The sequence below is a fragment of the Pseudomonas sp. 14A genome (assembly GCF_018132745.1).
GTDB lineage: Bacteria > Pseudomonadota > Gammaproteobacteria > Pseudomonadales > Pseudomonadaceae > Aquipseudomonas > Aquipseudomonas mercuritolerans.
Window position 1 is genome coordinate 284,966 of the sequence record NZ_JAGRQJ010000017.1, and the last position, 12,604, is coordinate 297,569.

The window sequence follows — 12,604 nt, forward strand, 5'->3', positions numbered from 1 at the left end:
CAGTTGCAATCAGGACGCGTGGGATTGCAGGTAGTTCTCAAGACCGATGAGTTTGATCAGGCCCAACTGCTTTTCCAGCCAGTAGGTGTGATCTTCTTCAGTGTCGTTGAGCTGAACCCGCAGAATTTCGCGGCTGACGTAGTCCTGGTGTTGCTCGCAAAGTTCGATGCCTTTGCACAGCGCAGCGCGGACTTTGTATTCGAGGCGCAGATCCGCTTCGAGCATCGTAGGCACCGTGGTGCCGACATCCAGATCATCCGGACGCATGCGCGGCGTGCCTTCGAGCATCAGAATCCGCCGCATCAGCGCATCGGCATGGCCGGCTTCTTCTTCCATCTCGTGGTTGATGCGCTCGTAGAGCTTGGTGAACCCCCAGTCCTCATACATCCGCGAATGAACGAAATACTGGTCACGCGCGGCCAGTTCGCCGGTCAGCAACGTATTGAGGTAATCGATTACATCTGGGTGGCCTTGCATCGCCCTACATCTCCCTTCCTGAAAGTCTGTAGTTTGAACCAACCTGACCGGAAGGTCACTCACCACGCGCAATAAAAGCGAAGATATTCTGAGAAAAGCAGGCCAAATAACGCAAAAACCGCCCAAATGAGGGCGGTTCTGCTTCTCGTTTAGACTACGTTAAGCTGTCAGTTGAGCAGCTTTGCGATTGCTTCTCCATACGCCGGATCGGCTTTGTAGAAATGCTGCAACTGACGATCGACGACGTCGCTGGAAACACCCGCCATTGCGCCGGCAATGTTGCTGACCAGCAATGCTTTCTGCTCGTCGCTCATCAAGCGGAACAAGGCACCGGCATGGCTGTAGTAGTCGGTGTCTTCGCGATGATCATAACGATCAGCGGCACCGCTCAAGGCCAGCGCTGGCTCAGCGTAATGTGGCGCTTGTTTCGGCGACTCAACGTAACTGTTCGGTTCATAGTTCGGCGCCGCGCCGCCATTGCTGCCGAACGCCATGGAGCCGTCACGCTGATAAGTATTCACCGGACTGCGCGGAGCGTTCACCGGCAATTGCTGGTGATTGGTGCCCACACGGTAGCGGTGCGCGTCAGCGTATGCGAATACACGGCCTTGCAGCATGCGGTCTGGCGACAGACCGACACCTGGCACCATGTTGCTCGGGCCAAACGCAGCCTGTTCAACTTCCGCGAAGTAGTTCAGCGGGTTGCGATTCAACTCCAGCTCACCGACTTCGATCAACGGAAACTCCTTCTGCGACCAGGTCTTGGTCACGTCGAATGGGTTCTCGTAATGAGCCGCCGCTTGCGCTTCGGTCATGATCTGAATGCACACGCGCCATTTCGGGAATTCACCGCGCTCGATGGCCTCGAACAGGTCACGCTGCGCATAGTCCGGGTCGGTACCGGCCAAAAGGGCGGCCTCGGCTGGCGCCAGGTTCTTGATGCCCTGCTGGGTCTTGTAGTGCCACTTCACCCAGTGACGCTCTCCTTTGGCGTTGATCAGGCTGTAGGTGTGGCTACCGAAGCCGTGCATGTGACGGTAGCCGTCAGGGATGCCACGATCAGAAAACAGGATGGTGACCTGGTGCAACGCTTCAGGCGAATGCGACCAGAAATCCCACATCATCTGCGCACTTTTCAGGTTGCTTTGCGGCAGACGCTTTTGCGTGTGGATAAAGTCAGGAAACTTTAGCGGATCACGGATGAAGAACACTGGCGTGTTGTTGCCAACGATGTCCCAGTTGCCTTCCTCCGTGTAGAACTTCAAGGCGAAGCCGCGCGGATCGCGCTCAGTGTCGGCCGAACCACGCTCGCCACCTACGGTGGAAAAGCGCAGAAAGGTTGGCGTTTGTTTGCCTACCGATTCGAACAACTTTGCGCTGGTGTATGCGGTGATGTCACGGGTGACGGTGAACGTACCGTAAGCGCCCGAGCCCTTAGCGTGGACACGGCGTTCTGGAATGTTTTCACGGTTGAAGTGCGCGAGCTTTTCGATCAGATGGAAATCGTCGAGAAGCAGCGGACCGCGTGGGCCGGCGGAACGGGAATTCTGGTTGTCAGCGACTGGCGCGCCACTGGCGGTTGTAAGCGTCTTGGTCTGGCTCATGCGGTCTTCTTCCTCTGTCAGTCTTGAACTGCCGGCTAATGGGCTTGGGGCGAAGTATTGATCATCGACGTTACAGCTACAAATTCATTAACTTGCAGGCATCGATAGATAATTACTAATTATGTTTTCCCGGCACATAGTGGCAGTTCAACCATGTCAGAAACTTGTACGGACGACGCATTTCTTACAGGCACAAAAAACCGGGCACTAGGCCCGGTTCTTTGTTTCAGACTGACGTCTTACTCGGCGGATACAGCTTCGCCAGCAGTAGCACGATCAACCAACTCGACGTACGCCATAGGCGCGTTGTCGCCAGCGCGGAAACCGCACTTGAGGATGCGCAGGTAGCCACCCTCACGGGTAGCGTAACGCTTGCCCAGGTCGTTGAAGAGCTTACCAACGATAGCTTTCGAACGAGTACGGTCGAAAGCCAGACGGCGGTTAGCCAGGCTGTCTGTCTTGGCCAGAGTGATCAGCGGCTCGGCAACGCGGCGCAGTTCTTTGGCTTTTGGCAGAGTAGTTTTGATCAGCTCGTGCTCGAACAGCGACACCGCCATGTTTTGGAACATGGCCTTGCGGTGCGAGCTGGTGCGGCTCAGGTGACGACCACTTTTACGATGACGCATGGTTCATTCCTTACCAAACACTACGTTCGGTGATTACGACGATCAGGCAGTCGCCTTGTCGTCCTTCTTAAGACTTGCAGGCGGCCAGTTGTCGAGGCGCATGCCGAGGGACAGACCGCGGGAGGCCAGAACGTCCTTGATTTCAGTCAAGGATTTCTTGCCCAGGTTCGGAGTCTTCAACAGCTCTACTTCGGTACGCTGAATCAGGTCGCCGATGTAGTAGATGTTTTCCGCCTTAAGGCAGTTAGCCGAACGTACAGTCAGTTCCAGATCGTCAACCGGGCGAAGCAGGATCGGATCGATCTCGTCTTCCTGCTCGACAACCAGCGGCTCACTTTCACCTTTGAGGTCGACGAACGCAGCCAGCTGCTGTTGCAGGATGGTTGCAGCGCGACGGATAGCCTCTTCAGGATCCAGGGTACCGTTGGTTTCCAGATCAATAACCAGCTTGTCCAGGTTGGTACGCTGCTCGACACGGGCGTTTTCCACCACGTAAGCGATACGGCGAACCGGGCTGAACGAAGAGTCAAGCTGCAAGCGACCGATGCTGCGGCTTTCGTCTTCATCGCTCTGACGCGAGTCGGCTGGTTCATAACCACGACCACGAGCTACGGTGAGCTTCATGTTCAGGGCGCCGTTAGACGCCAGGTTAGCGATTACGTGATCGGGATTAACGATCTCGACATCATGATCCAGCTGAATATCGGCAGCGGTAACCACCCCCGAACCCTTCTTCGACAAGGTCAGCGTAACTTCGTCACGACCGTGCAGCTTGATGGCCAGACCTTTAAGGTTCAACAGGATTTCAATTACGTCTTCCTGTACACCTTCGATGGCGCTGTACTCGTGGAGCACACCGTCAATCTCGGCCTCGACTACTGCGCAGCCGGGCATTGAGGACAACAGGATGCGGCGCAGCGCGTTGCCCAGGGTGTGGCCAAAACCACGCTCGAGAGGCTCGAGAGTGATCTTGGCGCGGGTTGGACTGACAACCTGCACATCAATGTGGCGGGGTGTCAGGAACTCATTTACCGAAATCTGCATGGATGCACCTATTTTCTAGCCCTTACTTGGAGTAGAGCTCGACAATCAGGCTTTCGTTGATGTCGGCGGACAGATCACTGCGAGCAGGAACGTTCTTGAAAACGCCCGACTTCTTCTCAGTGTCTACTTCTACCCATTCTACGCGGCCACGTTGGGCACACAGATCGAGAGCTTGGACAATGCGAAGTTGGTTTTTTGCTTTCTCGCGAACTGCAACCACGTCACCAGCACGAACCTGATACGACGGAACGTTTACGGTCTGACCGTTGACGCTGATCGACTTGTGCGATACCAGCTGGCGGGATTCGGCACGAGTCGAACCAAAGCCCATACGGTATACAACGTTGTCCAGACGGCATTCGAGAAGTTGCAGCAGGTTTTCACCGGTTGCACCTTTCTTGCCAGCAGCTTCTTTGTAGTAGCCGCTGAACTGACGCTCGAGAACGCCGTAGATACGACGGACCTTCTGCTTTTCACGCAGTTGGGTGCCGTAATCGGACTGGCGACCGCGGCGTTGGCCGTGGATACCAGGTGCTGCTTCAATGTTGCACTTCGATTCGATCGCGCGCACGCCGCTCTTCAGGAAGAGATCGGTGCCTTCGCGACGAGCGAGTTTGCATTTTGGACCAATGTAACGAGCCATTCTTTACAATCTCCTGGATTACACGCGGCGCTTCTTCGGCGGACGGCACCCGTTGTGCGGGATTGGCGTCACGTCGGTGATGCTGGCGATCTTGTAGCCACAGCCGTTCAAAGCGCGGACTGCGGATTCACGACCTGGACCTGGACCCTTGACGTTGACGTCGAGGTTTTTCAGGCCGTATTCCAGCGCAGCTTGACCAGCACGTTCAGCAGCTACTTGAGCAGCGAACGGGGTGGACTTGCGGGAACCGCGGAAACCCGAACCACCGGAGGTAGCCCAGGAAAGAGCGTTACCTTGACGGTCGGTAATGGTCACGATGGTGTTGTTAAAAGATGCATGGATGTGGGCGATGCCATCAACCACTGTCTTTTTAACTTTTTTACGAGGACGAGCAGCAGGTTTTGCCATGATTAAATTCCTGTCGATTCGCTGGGGCGATTACTTGCGGATCGGCTTACGCGGACCTTTACGGGTACGCGCGTTGGTCTTGGTACGCTGACCGCGTACTGGCAGACCACGACGATGACGCAGACCGCGATAGCAACCGAGGTCCATCAAGCGCTTGATTTTCATGTTGATTTCGCGACGCAGGTCACCTTCAGTGGTGAACTTCGCCACTTCGCCACGCAGCTGTTCAATTTGCTCGTCGCTCAGATCTTTGATCTTTGCTGCTGGGTTTACCCCAGTCACTGCACAGATCTTCTGCGCAGTAGTGCGACCAACACCATAGATGTAGGTCAGCGAGATAACAGTATGCTTGTTATCTGGAATGTTAACGCCTGCAATACGGGCCATTCAGTGGGACTCCAATTGACAGCTACCTACGCCCCGGAAGCCAAGAAATAGGGCGCGAGATAATATCGCTGTAATAACAAATAATCAACCCGGTAGCGCACTAGCTACCGGGCTTGAAGCACAATCACACTCAGCCTTGGCGCTGTTTGTGACGCGGTTCCGCGCTGCAAATTACTCGAACAACACCTTCGCGGCGAATAATCTTGCAGTTACGGCACAGCTTTTTCACCGATGCACGAACTTTCATCACCAACTCCTCGAACCTTATGGGTACTCAGCGCAACATGCCGCTGCCGTAACCCTTCAGGTTGGCTTTCTTCATCAGGGATTCGTACTGGTGCGAAACGAGGTGCGATTGTACTTGGGACATGAAGTCCATCACAACCACGACCACGATCAGCAACGAGGTCCCGCCAAGGTAGAACGGAACGTTTGCTGCAACCACAAGAAACTGGGGCAACAGGCACACGGCCGTCATGTAAAGAGCACCGAACAGGGTCAAACGAGTCAGAACGCCATCAATGTAGCGCGCAGACTGCTCACCTGGACGGATGCCCGGAATAAAGGCACCGGACTTCTTCAGGTTTTCCGCTACGTCTTTCGGATTGAACATCAACGCCGTATAGAAGAAGCAGAAGAAAATAATCCCTGCACTAAACAGCAGAATATTCAACGGCTGACCAGGAGCGATCGACTGCGAGATGTCCTGCAACCAGCCCATACCTTCAGACTGACCGAACCAGGCACCCAACGAAGCCGGGAACAGCAAAATGCTGCTCGCGAAAATAGCCGGAATAACACCGGCCATGTTCACCTTCAGCGGCAAGTGGCTGGTCTGCGCAGCAAAGACCTTGCGGCCCTGCTGACGCTTGGCGTAGTGAACAGCGATACGACGCTGACCACGCTCAATGAACACCACGAAACCGATAATCGCTACTGCCAGCAAACCGATGGCAACCAGGGCGAAGATGTTGATATCACCCTGACGCGCAGACTCGAAAGACTGCCCGATTGCTCTCGGAAGACCGGCGACGATACCCGAAAAAATCAACATCGAGATACCGTTGCCAACACCACGCTCAGTAATCTGCTCACCCAGCCACATCATGAACATCGCACCAGCCACAAATGTGGTTACCGCGACGAAATGGAAGCCAAAGTCACCAGTGAACGCAACGCCCTGCCCGGCCAGACCAATGGACATGCCAATAGCCTGGACCAGAGCGAGAGCGACGGTGAGGTAGCGGGTGTACTGGCTGATCTTGCGACGGCCAGCTTCACCTTCCTTCTTCAACTGCTCCAGCTGCGGGCTGACGGCGGTCATCAGTTGCATGATGATCGATGCCGAAATGTACGGCATGATCCCCAGTGCAAAGATGCTCATCCGTTCCAGCGCGCCGCCGGAGAACATGTTGAACAAGCTAAGAATGGTCCCCTCATTCTGTCGAAACAGGTCTGCGAGTCGGTCCGGGTTGATACCTGGAACCGGGATGTGTGCGCCTATTCGGTAGACGATAATCGCCAGGAACAGAAAACGCAGACGAGCCCAGAGTTCAGACATACCGCCTTTGCCGAGCGCAGAGAGAGCACCTTGCTTAGCCATTTATTCCTCGAACTTGCCGCCAGCTGCTTCGATAGCCGCACGCGCACCTTTGGTGGCGCCGATTCCCTTGCCGATAGTGACAGCGCGAGTCACTTCACCGGACAGCATGATTTTCACACGCTGTACGTTGACGTTGATCACGTTGGCATCTTTCAGGGACTGCACAGTAACGATGTCGCCTTCCACTTTGGCCAGCTCGGACAAACGCACTTCTGCGCGATCCATGGCTTTCAGGGAAACGAAACCGAACTTGGGCAGGCGACGATGCAGCGGCTGTTGACCGCCTTCAAAGCCTGGAGCGATGGTGCCACCGGAGCGGGAGGTCTGACCTTTGTGACCACGGCCACCAGTCTTGCCCAAACCACTACCGATACCACGGCCCGGACGATGCTTTTCGCGACGGGAACCCGGCGCTGGACTCAGATCATTGAGTTTCATCGATTAACCCTCGACACGCAGCATGTAGTAAGCCTTGTTGATCATCCCGCGATTCTCGGGAGTATCCTGGACTTCTACAGTGTGACCGATGCGACGCAGACCCAGACCCTTAACGCACAATTTGTGGTTAGGGATGCGGCCGGTCATGCTTTTGATCAGCGTAACTTTAACGGTAGCCATGATTACTTGATCTCCTCAACACGCAGGCCACGCTTGGCAGCGATGGACTCAGGAGACTGCATAGCCTTCAGACCCTTGAAAGTGGCGTGAACCACGTTTACCGGGTTAGTCGAGCCGTAGCACTTGGCCAGAACGTTCTGAACGCCAGCAACTTCGAGGACAGCACGCATAGCGCCGCCAGCGATGATACCGGTACCTTCAGAAGCAGGCTGCATGTACACCTTCGAAGCGCCGTGAGCGGACTTCATTGCGTACTGCAGAGTGGTGCCGTTCAGGTCAACTTGAATCATGTTGCGGCGAGCAGCTTCCATTGCCTTCTGGATCGCAGCAGGCACTTCACGCGACTTGCCACGGCCGAAGCCAACACGCCCTTTACCATCACCAACCACGGTCAACGCGGTGAAAGTGAAGATACGGCCGCCTTTAACGGTTTTGGCTACGCGGTTAACTTGAACCAGCTTCTCGATGTAGCCTTCGTCGCGCTTTTGGTCGTTATTTGACATAACTTAGAACTCCAGCCCAGCTTCACGAGCAGCATCAGCCAGCGCTTTAACGCGGCCGTGATACTTGAAGCCAGAGCGGTCGAAAGCCACTTGCGATACGCCAGCGGCCTTAGCACGCGTAGCGACCAGCTGGCCAACCTTTGTGGCCGCGTCGATGTTGCCAGTGGCACCATCACGCAGTTCTTTATCCAAAGTCGAGGCACTTGCCAGGACTTTGTTGCCGTCGGCCGAGATGACCTGGGCGTAGATGTGCTGCGACGAGCGGAACACGCAGAGACGCACGACTTCGAGTTCGTGCATTTTCAGGCGTGCTTTGCGAGCGCGACGCAGTCGAGTAACTTTTTTGTCGGTCATTTGCTATGCCCTACTTCTTCTTGGCTTCTTTACGACGGACGACTTCGTCCGCGTAGCGCACACCTTTGCCTTTGTACGGCTCTGGTGGACGGAAGTCGCGGATCTCGGCGGCCACTTGACCTACCAGCTGCTTGTCGATGCCCTTGATCAGGATATCGGTCTGGCTAGGAGTCTCAGCGGTGATGCCTTCCGGCAGTTCGTAATCCACTGGGTGCGAGAAGCCAAGAGCCAGGTTCAGAACCTGACCTTTTGCTTGCGCTTTGTAACCAACACCGACCAGCTGGAGCTTGCGCTCGAAGCCTTGGCTTACGCCCTGGACCATGTTGTTTACCAACGCACGCGTGGTACCGGCCATTGCGCGAGTTTGTTGATCGCCATTGCGAGCAGCGAAACGCAGCTCACCAGCTTCTTCAACGATCTCAACGGACGAATGGATGTTCAGTTCAAGAGTACCCTTGGCACCCTTCACCGAAAGCTGTTGGCCTGCGAATTTGACTTCGACACCGGCTGGCAGCTTAACGGGGTTCTTAGCGACGCGAGACATGCTTATCCCCCCTTAGAACACAGTGCAAAGAACTTCGCCGCCGACACCGGCAGCGCGCGCAGCACGATCCGTCATCACACCTTTGTTGGTGGAGACGATAGACACGCCAAGACCGCCACGAACTTTCGGCAGATCTTCAACGGACTTGTACTGACGCAGGCCTGGACGACTAACGCGCTTCACTTCTTCGATAACCGGACGGCCTTCGAAGTACTTCAGCGAGATGGACAGCGACGGCTTGGCGTCGGTGGTGATCTGAAAATCCGCGATGTAACCTTCGTCCTTCAGGACTTTTGCTACAGCAGCCTTCAACGTGGAAGACGGCATGCTTACGACAGACTTTTCAGCCATCTGGGCATTACGGATTCGAGTTAGCATGTCCGCTAACGGGTCCTGCATACTCATGGGCTAGACGCTCCTAATACAAAAAAATTAGCCTTGCGGCTACTACTTGTCGCCGAGAACTTCCGGGCAGAAAAACACGGGCTCAGGCGAGCCGGTCATTCTAGACACACCCCAGAAATGAATCAAGCCCCAAAAGGGGCTTGATTCAGATTCAAGGCCACCGATGGTCAGGTTCTTGCGAACCCGAACATCGAGACTTTGACAACTGTTACCAGCTGGCTTTAACCAGACCTGGTACGTCACCACGCATTGCAGCTTGACGCAGCATGTTACGGCCGAGGCCGAACTTGCGGTACACGCCGTGCGGACGACCAGTCAGGCGGCAACGGTTGCGCATGCGCGAAGCGCTTGCGTCACGTGGTTGCTTCTGCAGAGCTACGGTAGCTTCCCAACGCGCTTCTGGACTTGCGTTCAGATCGACGATGATAGCTTTCAGCGCTGCACGCTTGGTGGCGTACTTGGCAACGGTGAGCTGACGCTTCAGCTCACGGTTCTTCATGCTCTTCTTGGCCATTTTCCTACTCCAATCAGTTGCGGAACGGGAATTTGAAAGCACGCAGCAGAGCGCGGCCTTCATCATCGTTCTTGGCAGTGGTGGTCAGGGTAATGTCCAGACCGCGGAGAGCATCGATCTTGTCGTAGTCGATTTCCGGGAAGATGATCTGCTCTTTCACGCCCATGCTGTAGTTGCCACGACCATCGAAGGACTTGGCATTCAGGCCGCGGAAGTCGCGAACCCGAGGCAGGGAGATCGACAGCAGACGATCCAGGAACTCGTACATACGCTCACGGCGCAGGGTCACTTTGACGCCGATCGGCCATCCTTCGCGGACTTTGAAGCCAGCGATGGATTTACGAGCGTAGGTCACAACGACTTTCTGGCCGGTGATCTTTTCCAGGTCAGCAACAGCGTGCTCGATGACTTTTTTGTCGCCGATCGCTTCGCCCAGACCCATGTTCAGGGTGATTTTGGTAACGCGCGGAACTTCCATCACGTTCGAAAGCTTAAGTTCTTCCTTAAGTTTCGGAGCGATTTCCTTCCGGTAAATCTCTTTTAGTCGTGCCATGGTCTTCTACCTAGCAGTGTTCAAGCATCAACCGCTTTTTGGGTCGACTTGAAGACACGAATTTTCTTACCGTCTTCTACTTTGAAACCAACGCGGTCAGCCTTGTTGGTTTCGCCGTTGAAGATGGCGACGTTGGAAGCGTGCAGTGGCGCTTCTTTCTCGACGATACCGCCCTGTACGCCCGACATCGGGTTAGGCTTGGTATGACGCTTGACCAGGTTCAGACCACCAACAACCAGACGGTTGTCAGCAAGAACCTTCAGCACCTTACCGCGCTTACCTTTGTCTTTGCCGGCGATCACGATGATCTCGTCGTCACGACGAATCTTTTGCATGTCGGATCTCCTTACAGCACTTCTGGGGCGAGCGAGACGATCTTCATGAACTTCTCAGTACGAAGTTCACGGGTCACTGGCCCAAAGATACGGGTGCCGATCGGCTCTTGCTTGTTGTTCAGAAGAACAGCAGCGTTGCCATCAAAGCGGATAATGGAGCCATCAGCACGACGTACGCCGTGACGAGTGCGGACTACAACAGCAGTCATCACTTGGCCTTTTTTCACCTTACCGCGAGGAATTGCTTCCTTCACGGTAACTTTGATGATGTCACCGATACCAGCGTAACGACGATGGGAGCCACCCAGCACCTTGATGCACATAACACGGCGAGCGCCGCTGTTATCGGCCACATCGAGCATGGATTGAGTCTGAATCATATAATTTCTCCGACCCCTAGCCCTTAGACTTCCACAGCGCGTTCGAGAACATCAACCAGCGCCCAAGACTTGGTCTTGGCCATCGGACGAGTTTCACGAATAGTGACTTTGTCGCCGATGTGGCACTGATTGGTTTCGTCGTGCGCGTGCAGCTTAGTCGAACGCTTAACGTATTTACCGTAGATCGGGTGCTTAACGCGACGCTCGATCAGAACGGTGATGGTTTTGTCCATCTTGTCGCTGACAACACGGCCAGTCAGCGTACGGACAGTTTTTTCGGCTTCAGCCATGATCACTTACCTGCCTGCTGGTTGAGCACAGTCTTCACGCGAGCGATGTCACGCTTAACTTGCGAGAGCAGATGAGACTGCCCCAACTGGCCAGTTGCTTTCTGCATGCGCAGATTGAACTGGTCGCGCAGCAAGCCGAGCAGTTGCTCGTTCAGCTGCTGTGCGGATTTTTCACGAAGTTCATTCGCTTTCATCACATCACCGTCCGTTTAACAAAGGAGGTGGCGAGCGGCAGCTTTGCAGCAGCCAGGGCGAAAGCCTCACGCGCCAGCTCTTCAGAAACACCCTCGATTTCATACAGGACTTTGCCTGGCTGAATCTGGGCAACCCAGTACTCCACGTTACCCTTACCTTTACCCATACGAACCTCGAGAGGCTTCTTGGAGATCGGCTTGTCCGGGAATACACGGATCCAGATCTTGCCGCCACGTTTTACGTGACGGGTCAGAGCACGACGCGCTGACTCGATCTGACGAGCGGTGAGACGACCACGAGCAACAGACTTCAGCGCGAACTCGCCGAAGCTGACTTTGCTACCGCGCAGTGCCAGACCACGGTTGTGGCCGGTCATCTGCTTGCGGAACTTCGTACGCTTTGGTTGCAACATTTGGCGTACCCCTTACTTAGCAGCTTTTTTACGAGGCGCTGGTGCTTGTGGTTTCAGTTCTTCTTGGCGACCACCAATAACTTCGCCTTTGAAGATCCAAACCTTTACACCGATCACACCGTAAGTGGTGTGAGCTTCGTAGTTGGCATAGTCGATGTCGGCACGCAGGGTGTGCAGTGGCACACGACCTTCGCGATACCATTCAGTACGTGCGATTTCAGCACCGCCGAGACGACCGCTCACTTGGATTTTGATGCCTTTGGCACCAATGCGCATGGCGTTCTGTACTGCGCGCTTCATAGCGCGACGGAACATTACACGACGCTCCAGCTGCTGAGCTACGCTCTGCGCAACCAGCATACCGTCGAGCTCCGGCTTGCGGATCTCTTCGATATTGATGTGCACAGGCACACCCATTTGCTTGGTCAGGTCCTGACGCAGTTTCTCAACATCTTCACCTTTCTTCCCGATAACGATACCAGGACGAGCGGTGTGGATGGTGATGCGTGCAGTTTGGGCCGGACGATGGATATCGATACGGCTTACGGACGCGCTTTTTAGTTTGTCTTGGAGATACTCACGCACTTTCAGATCTGCGAACAAGTAGTCCGCATAAGTCCGACCGTCTGCGTACCAGACGGAGGTGTGCTCCTTGACGATTCCCAGGCGAATGCCAATGGGATGTACTTTCTGACCCATCTCTTCGACT

At 55.0% G+C, this 12,604-nt stretch carries 23 protein-coding genes; all 23 read right to left on the bottom strand.

All coding sequences use genetic code 11. From position 1 onward, the window contains the following. Positions 1-9: 9 nt before the first annotated feature. Complete coding sequence (gene bfr / locus PS14A_RS22345) at positions 10-477, bottom strand: bacterioferritin (RefSeq protein ID WP_130912285.1); 468 nt, start codon at positions 475-477, stop codon at positions 10-12. Positions 478-644: 167 nt separating this feature from the next. Continuing rightward, a complete protein-coding gene (locus PS14A_RS22350) occupies positions 645-2,081 on the bottom strand; it encodes a catalase (RefSeq protein ID WP_212617256.1) in 1,437 nt (478 codons plus the stop codon). A gap of 239 nt (positions 2,082-2,320) precedes the next feature. After that, positions 2,321-2,707, bottom strand: a complete 387-nt coding sequence (rplQ, locus tag PS14A_RS22355; RefSeq protein WP_003176402.1) for a 50S ribosomal protein L17 — start codon at positions 2,705-2,707, stop codon at positions 2,321-2,323. 42 nt (positions 2,708-2,749) lie between these two features. Beyond that, positions 2,750-3,751 (bottom strand): DNA-directed RNA polymerase subunit alpha, encoded by a 1,002-nt coding sequence (gene rpoA / locus PS14A_RS22360; protein ID WP_016772946.1) that lies wholly within the window; start codon positions 3,749-3,751, stop codon positions 2,750-2,752. Between the two features lie 22 nt (positions 3,752-3,773). Further along, positions 3,774-4,394, bottom strand: coding sequence for a 30S ribosomal protein S4 (rpsD, locus tag PS14A_RS22365; protein ID WP_003176404.1), 621 nt, complete (start codon positions 4,392-4,394; stop codon positions 3,774-3,776). Positions 4,395-4,412: 18 nt separating this feature from the next. Next, positions 4,413-4,802 (bottom strand): 30S ribosomal protein S11, encoded by a 390-nt coding sequence (rpsK, locus tag PS14A_RS22370; protein ID WP_002555466.1) that lies wholly within the window; start codon positions 4,800-4,802, stop codon positions 4,413-4,415. A gap of 30 nt (positions 4,803-4,832) precedes the next feature. Continuing rightward, the gene (gene rpsM / locus PS14A_RS22375; RefSeq protein WP_003186020.1) at positions 4,833-5,189 is read right to left on the bottom strand and encodes a 30S ribosomal protein S13; all 357 of its coding nucleotides are present in this window, start codon (positions 5,187-5,189) and stop codon (positions 4,833-4,835) included. A gap of 130 nt (positions 5,190-5,319) precedes the next feature. Continuing rightward, the gene (gene rpmJ / locus PS14A_RS22380; protein ID WP_002555468.1) at positions 5,320-5,436 is read right to left on the bottom strand and encodes a 50S ribosomal protein L36; all 117 of its coding nucleotides are present in this window, start codon (positions 5,434-5,436) and stop codon (positions 5,320-5,322) included. A 27-nt stretch (positions 5,437-5,463) separates the two neighbouring features. After that, positions 5,464-6,792: a preprotein translocase subunit SecY gene (secY, locus tag PS14A_RS22385; RefSeq protein WP_016772945.1), complete on the bottom strand. Its 1,329-nt coding sequence runs from the start codon at positions 6,790-6,792 to the stop codon at positions 5,464-5,466. Next, positions 6,793-7,230: a 50S ribosomal protein L15 gene (rplO, locus tag PS14A_RS22390; protein ID WP_003228720.1), complete on the bottom strand. Its 438-nt coding sequence runs from the start codon at positions 7,228-7,230 to the stop codon at positions 6,793-6,795. A 3-nt stretch (positions 7,231-7,233) separates the two neighbouring features. Beyond that, a complete protein-coding gene (rpmD, locus tag PS14A_RS22395; RefSeq protein WP_003176408.1) occupies positions 7,234-7,410 on the bottom strand; it encodes a 50S ribosomal protein L30 in 177 nt (58 codons plus the stop codon). A 2-nt stretch (positions 7,411-7,412) separates the two neighbouring features. Next, complete coding sequence (rpsE, locus tag PS14A_RS22400) at positions 7,413-7,913, bottom strand: 30S ribosomal protein S5 (protein WP_007955637.1); 501 nt, start codon at positions 7,911-7,913, stop codon at positions 7,413-7,415. Positions 7,914-7,916: 3 nt separating this feature from the next. Beyond that, the gene (rplR, locus tag PS14A_RS22405) at positions 7,917-8,267 is read right to left on the bottom strand and encodes a 50S ribosomal protein L18 (RefSeq protein WP_003186037.1); all 351 of its coding nucleotides are present in this window, start codon (positions 8,265-8,267) and stop codon (positions 7,917-7,919) included. A 10-nt stretch (positions 8,268-8,277) separates the two neighbouring features. Then, entirely contained in the window at positions 8,278-8,811 is a 534-nt protein-coding gene (gene rplF / locus PS14A_RS22410) for a 50S ribosomal protein L6 (protein ID WP_003228722.1), read from the bottom strand. Between the two features lie 12 nt (positions 8,812-8,823). Then, positions 8,824-9,216 carry a 30S ribosomal protein S8 gene (gene rpsH / locus PS14A_RS22415; protein ID WP_016772944.1) on the bottom strand — a complete coding sequence of 131 codons (393 nt, stop codon included), beginning with the start codon at positions 9,214-9,216 and terminating at the stop codon, positions 8,824-8,826. A gap of 208 nt (positions 9,217-9,424) precedes the next feature. After that, complete coding sequence (gene rpsN, locus PS14A_RS22420) at positions 9,425-9,730, bottom strand: 30S ribosomal protein S14 (RefSeq protein WP_003186042.1); 306 nt, start codon at positions 9,728-9,730, stop codon at positions 9,425-9,427. A 13-nt stretch (positions 9,731-9,743) separates the two neighbouring features. Beyond that, positions 9,744-10,283, bottom strand: coding sequence for a 50S ribosomal protein L5 (gene rplE / locus PS14A_RS22425; RefSeq protein WP_003210069.1), 540 nt, complete (start codon positions 10,281-10,283; stop codon positions 9,744-9,746). A gap of 20 nt (positions 10,284-10,303) precedes the next feature. Beyond that, positions 10,304-10,618 (bottom strand): 50S ribosomal protein L24, encoded by a 315-nt coding sequence (gene rplX / locus PS14A_RS22430; RefSeq protein WP_003186046.1) that lies wholly within the window; start codon positions 10,616-10,618, stop codon positions 10,304-10,306. An 11-nt stretch (positions 10,619-10,629) separates the two neighbouring features. Continuing rightward, positions 10,630-10,998, bottom strand: coding sequence for a 50S ribosomal protein L14 (rplN, locus tag PS14A_RS22435; protein ID WP_002555479.1), 369 nt, complete (start codon positions 10,996-10,998; stop codon positions 10,630-10,632). A 23-nt stretch (positions 10,999-11,021) separates the two neighbouring features. After that, a complete protein-coding gene (gene rpsQ / locus PS14A_RS22440) occupies positions 11,022-11,288 on the bottom strand; it encodes a 30S ribosomal protein S17 (protein WP_003194644.1) in 267 nt (88 codons plus the stop codon). Positions 11,289-11,290: 2 nt separating this feature from the next. After that, a complete protein-coding gene (gene rpmC, locus PS14A_RS22445) occupies positions 11,291-11,482 on the bottom strand; it encodes a 50S ribosomal protein L29 (protein WP_002555481.1) in 192 nt (63 codons plus the stop codon). Continuing rightward, positions 11,482-11,895: a 50S ribosomal protein L16 gene (gene rplP, locus PS14A_RS22450; protein WP_003228729.1), complete on the bottom strand. Its 414-nt coding sequence runs from the start codon at positions 11,893-11,895 to the stop codon at positions 11,482-11,484. The genes rpmC and rplP overlap by 1 nt, the downstream gene beginning before the upstream one ends. A gap of 12 nt (positions 11,896-11,907) precedes the next feature. Further along, positions 11,908-12,594: a 30S ribosomal protein S3 gene (gene rpsC, locus PS14A_RS22455; RefSeq protein WP_003176422.1), complete on the bottom strand. Its 687-nt coding sequence runs from the start codon at positions 12,592-12,594 to the stop codon at positions 11,908-11,910. Positions 12,595-12,604: the final 10 nt, after the last annotated feature.

Bases quoted from the DNA above. Each gene is read 5' to 3' on its own strand.
- rplP (WP_003228729.1), bottom strand. From the start codon at position 11,895: ATGTTGCAACCAAAGCGTACGAAGTTCCGCAAGCAGATGACCGGCCAC.
- bfr (WP_130912285.1), bottom strand. From the start codon at position 477: ATGCAAGGCCACCCAGATGTAATCGATTACCTCAATACGTTGCTGACC.
- rpmJ (WP_002555468.1), bottom strand. From the start codon at position 5,436: ATGAAAGTTCGTGCATCGGTGAAAAAGCTGTGCCGTAACTGCAAGATT.
- rplR (WP_003186037.1), bottom strand. From the start codon at position 8,267: ATGACCGACAAAAAAGTTACTCGACTGCGTCGCGCTCGCAAAGCACGC.
- rplN (WP_002555479.1), bottom strand. From the start codon at position 10,998: ATGATTCAGACTCAATCCATGCTCGATGTGGCCGATAACAGCGGCGCT.
- rplQ (WP_003176402.1), bottom strand. From the start codon at position 2,707: ATGCGTCATCGTAAAAGTGGTCGTCACCTGAGCCGCACCAGCTCGCAC.
- rpmC (WP_002555481.1), bottom strand. From the start codon at position 11,482: ATGAAAGCGAATGAACTTCGTGAAAAATCCGCACAGCAGCTGAACGAG.
- PS14A_RS22350 (WP_212617256.1), bottom strand. From the start codon at position 2,081: ATGAGCCAGACCAAGACGCTTACAACCGCCAGTGGCGCGCCAGTCGCT.
- rpsN (WP_003186042.1), bottom strand. From the start codon at position 9,730: ATGGCCAAGAAGAGCATGAAGAACCGTGAGCTGAAGCGTCAGCTCACC.
- rpsM (WP_003186020.1), bottom strand. From the start codon at position 5,189: ATGGCCCGTATTGCAGGCGTTAACATTCCAGATAACAAGCATACTGTT.
- rpsE (WP_007955637.1), bottom strand. From the start codon at position 7,913: ATGTCAAATAACGACCAAAAGCGCGACGAAGGCTACATCGAGAAGCTG.
- rpsH (WP_016772944.1), bottom strand. From the start codon at position 9,216: ATGAGTATGCAGGACCCGTTAGCGGACATGCTAACTCGAATCCGTAAT.
- rplO (WP_003228720.1), bottom strand. From the start codon at position 7,230: ATGAAACTCAATGATCTGAGTCCAGCGCCGGGTTCCCGTCGCGAAAAG.
- rpsD (WP_003176404.1), bottom strand. From the start codon at position 4,394: ATGGCTCGTTACATTGGTCCAAAATGCAAACTCGCTCGTCGCGAAGGC.
- rpoA (WP_016772946.1), bottom strand. From the start codon at position 3,751: ATGCAGATTTCGGTAAATGAGTTCCTGACACCCCGCCACATTGATGTG.
- rpsK (WP_002555466.1), bottom strand. From the start codon at position 4,802: ATGGCAAAACCTGCTGCTCGTCCTCGTAAAAAAGTTAAAAAGACAGTG.
- rpmD (WP_003176408.1), bottom strand. From the start codon at position 7,410: ATGGCTACCGTTAAAGTTACGCTGATCAAAAGCATGACCGGCCGCATC.
- rplF (WP_003228722.1), bottom strand. From the start codon at position 8,811: ATGTCTCGCGTCGCTAAGAACCCCGTTAAGCTGCCAGCCGGTGTCGAA.
- rpsC (WP_003176422.1), bottom strand. From the start codon at position 12,594: ATGGGTCAGAAAGTACATCCCATTGGCATTCGCCTGGGAATCGTCAAG.
- secY (WP_016772945.1), bottom strand. From the start codon at position 6,792: ATGGCTAAGCAAGGTGCTCTCTCTGCGCTCGGCAAAGGCGGTATGTCT.
- rplX (WP_003186046.1), bottom strand. From the start codon at position 10,618: ATGCAAAAGATTCGTCGTGACGACGAGATCATCGTGATCGCCGGCAAA.
- rplE (WP_003210069.1), bottom strand. From the start codon at position 10,283: ATGGCACGACTAAAAGAGATTTACCGGAAGGAAATCGCTCCGAAACTT.
- rpsQ (WP_003194644.1), bottom strand. From the start codon at position 11,288: ATGGCTGAAGCCGAAAAAACTGTCCGTACGCTGACTGGCCGTGTTGTC.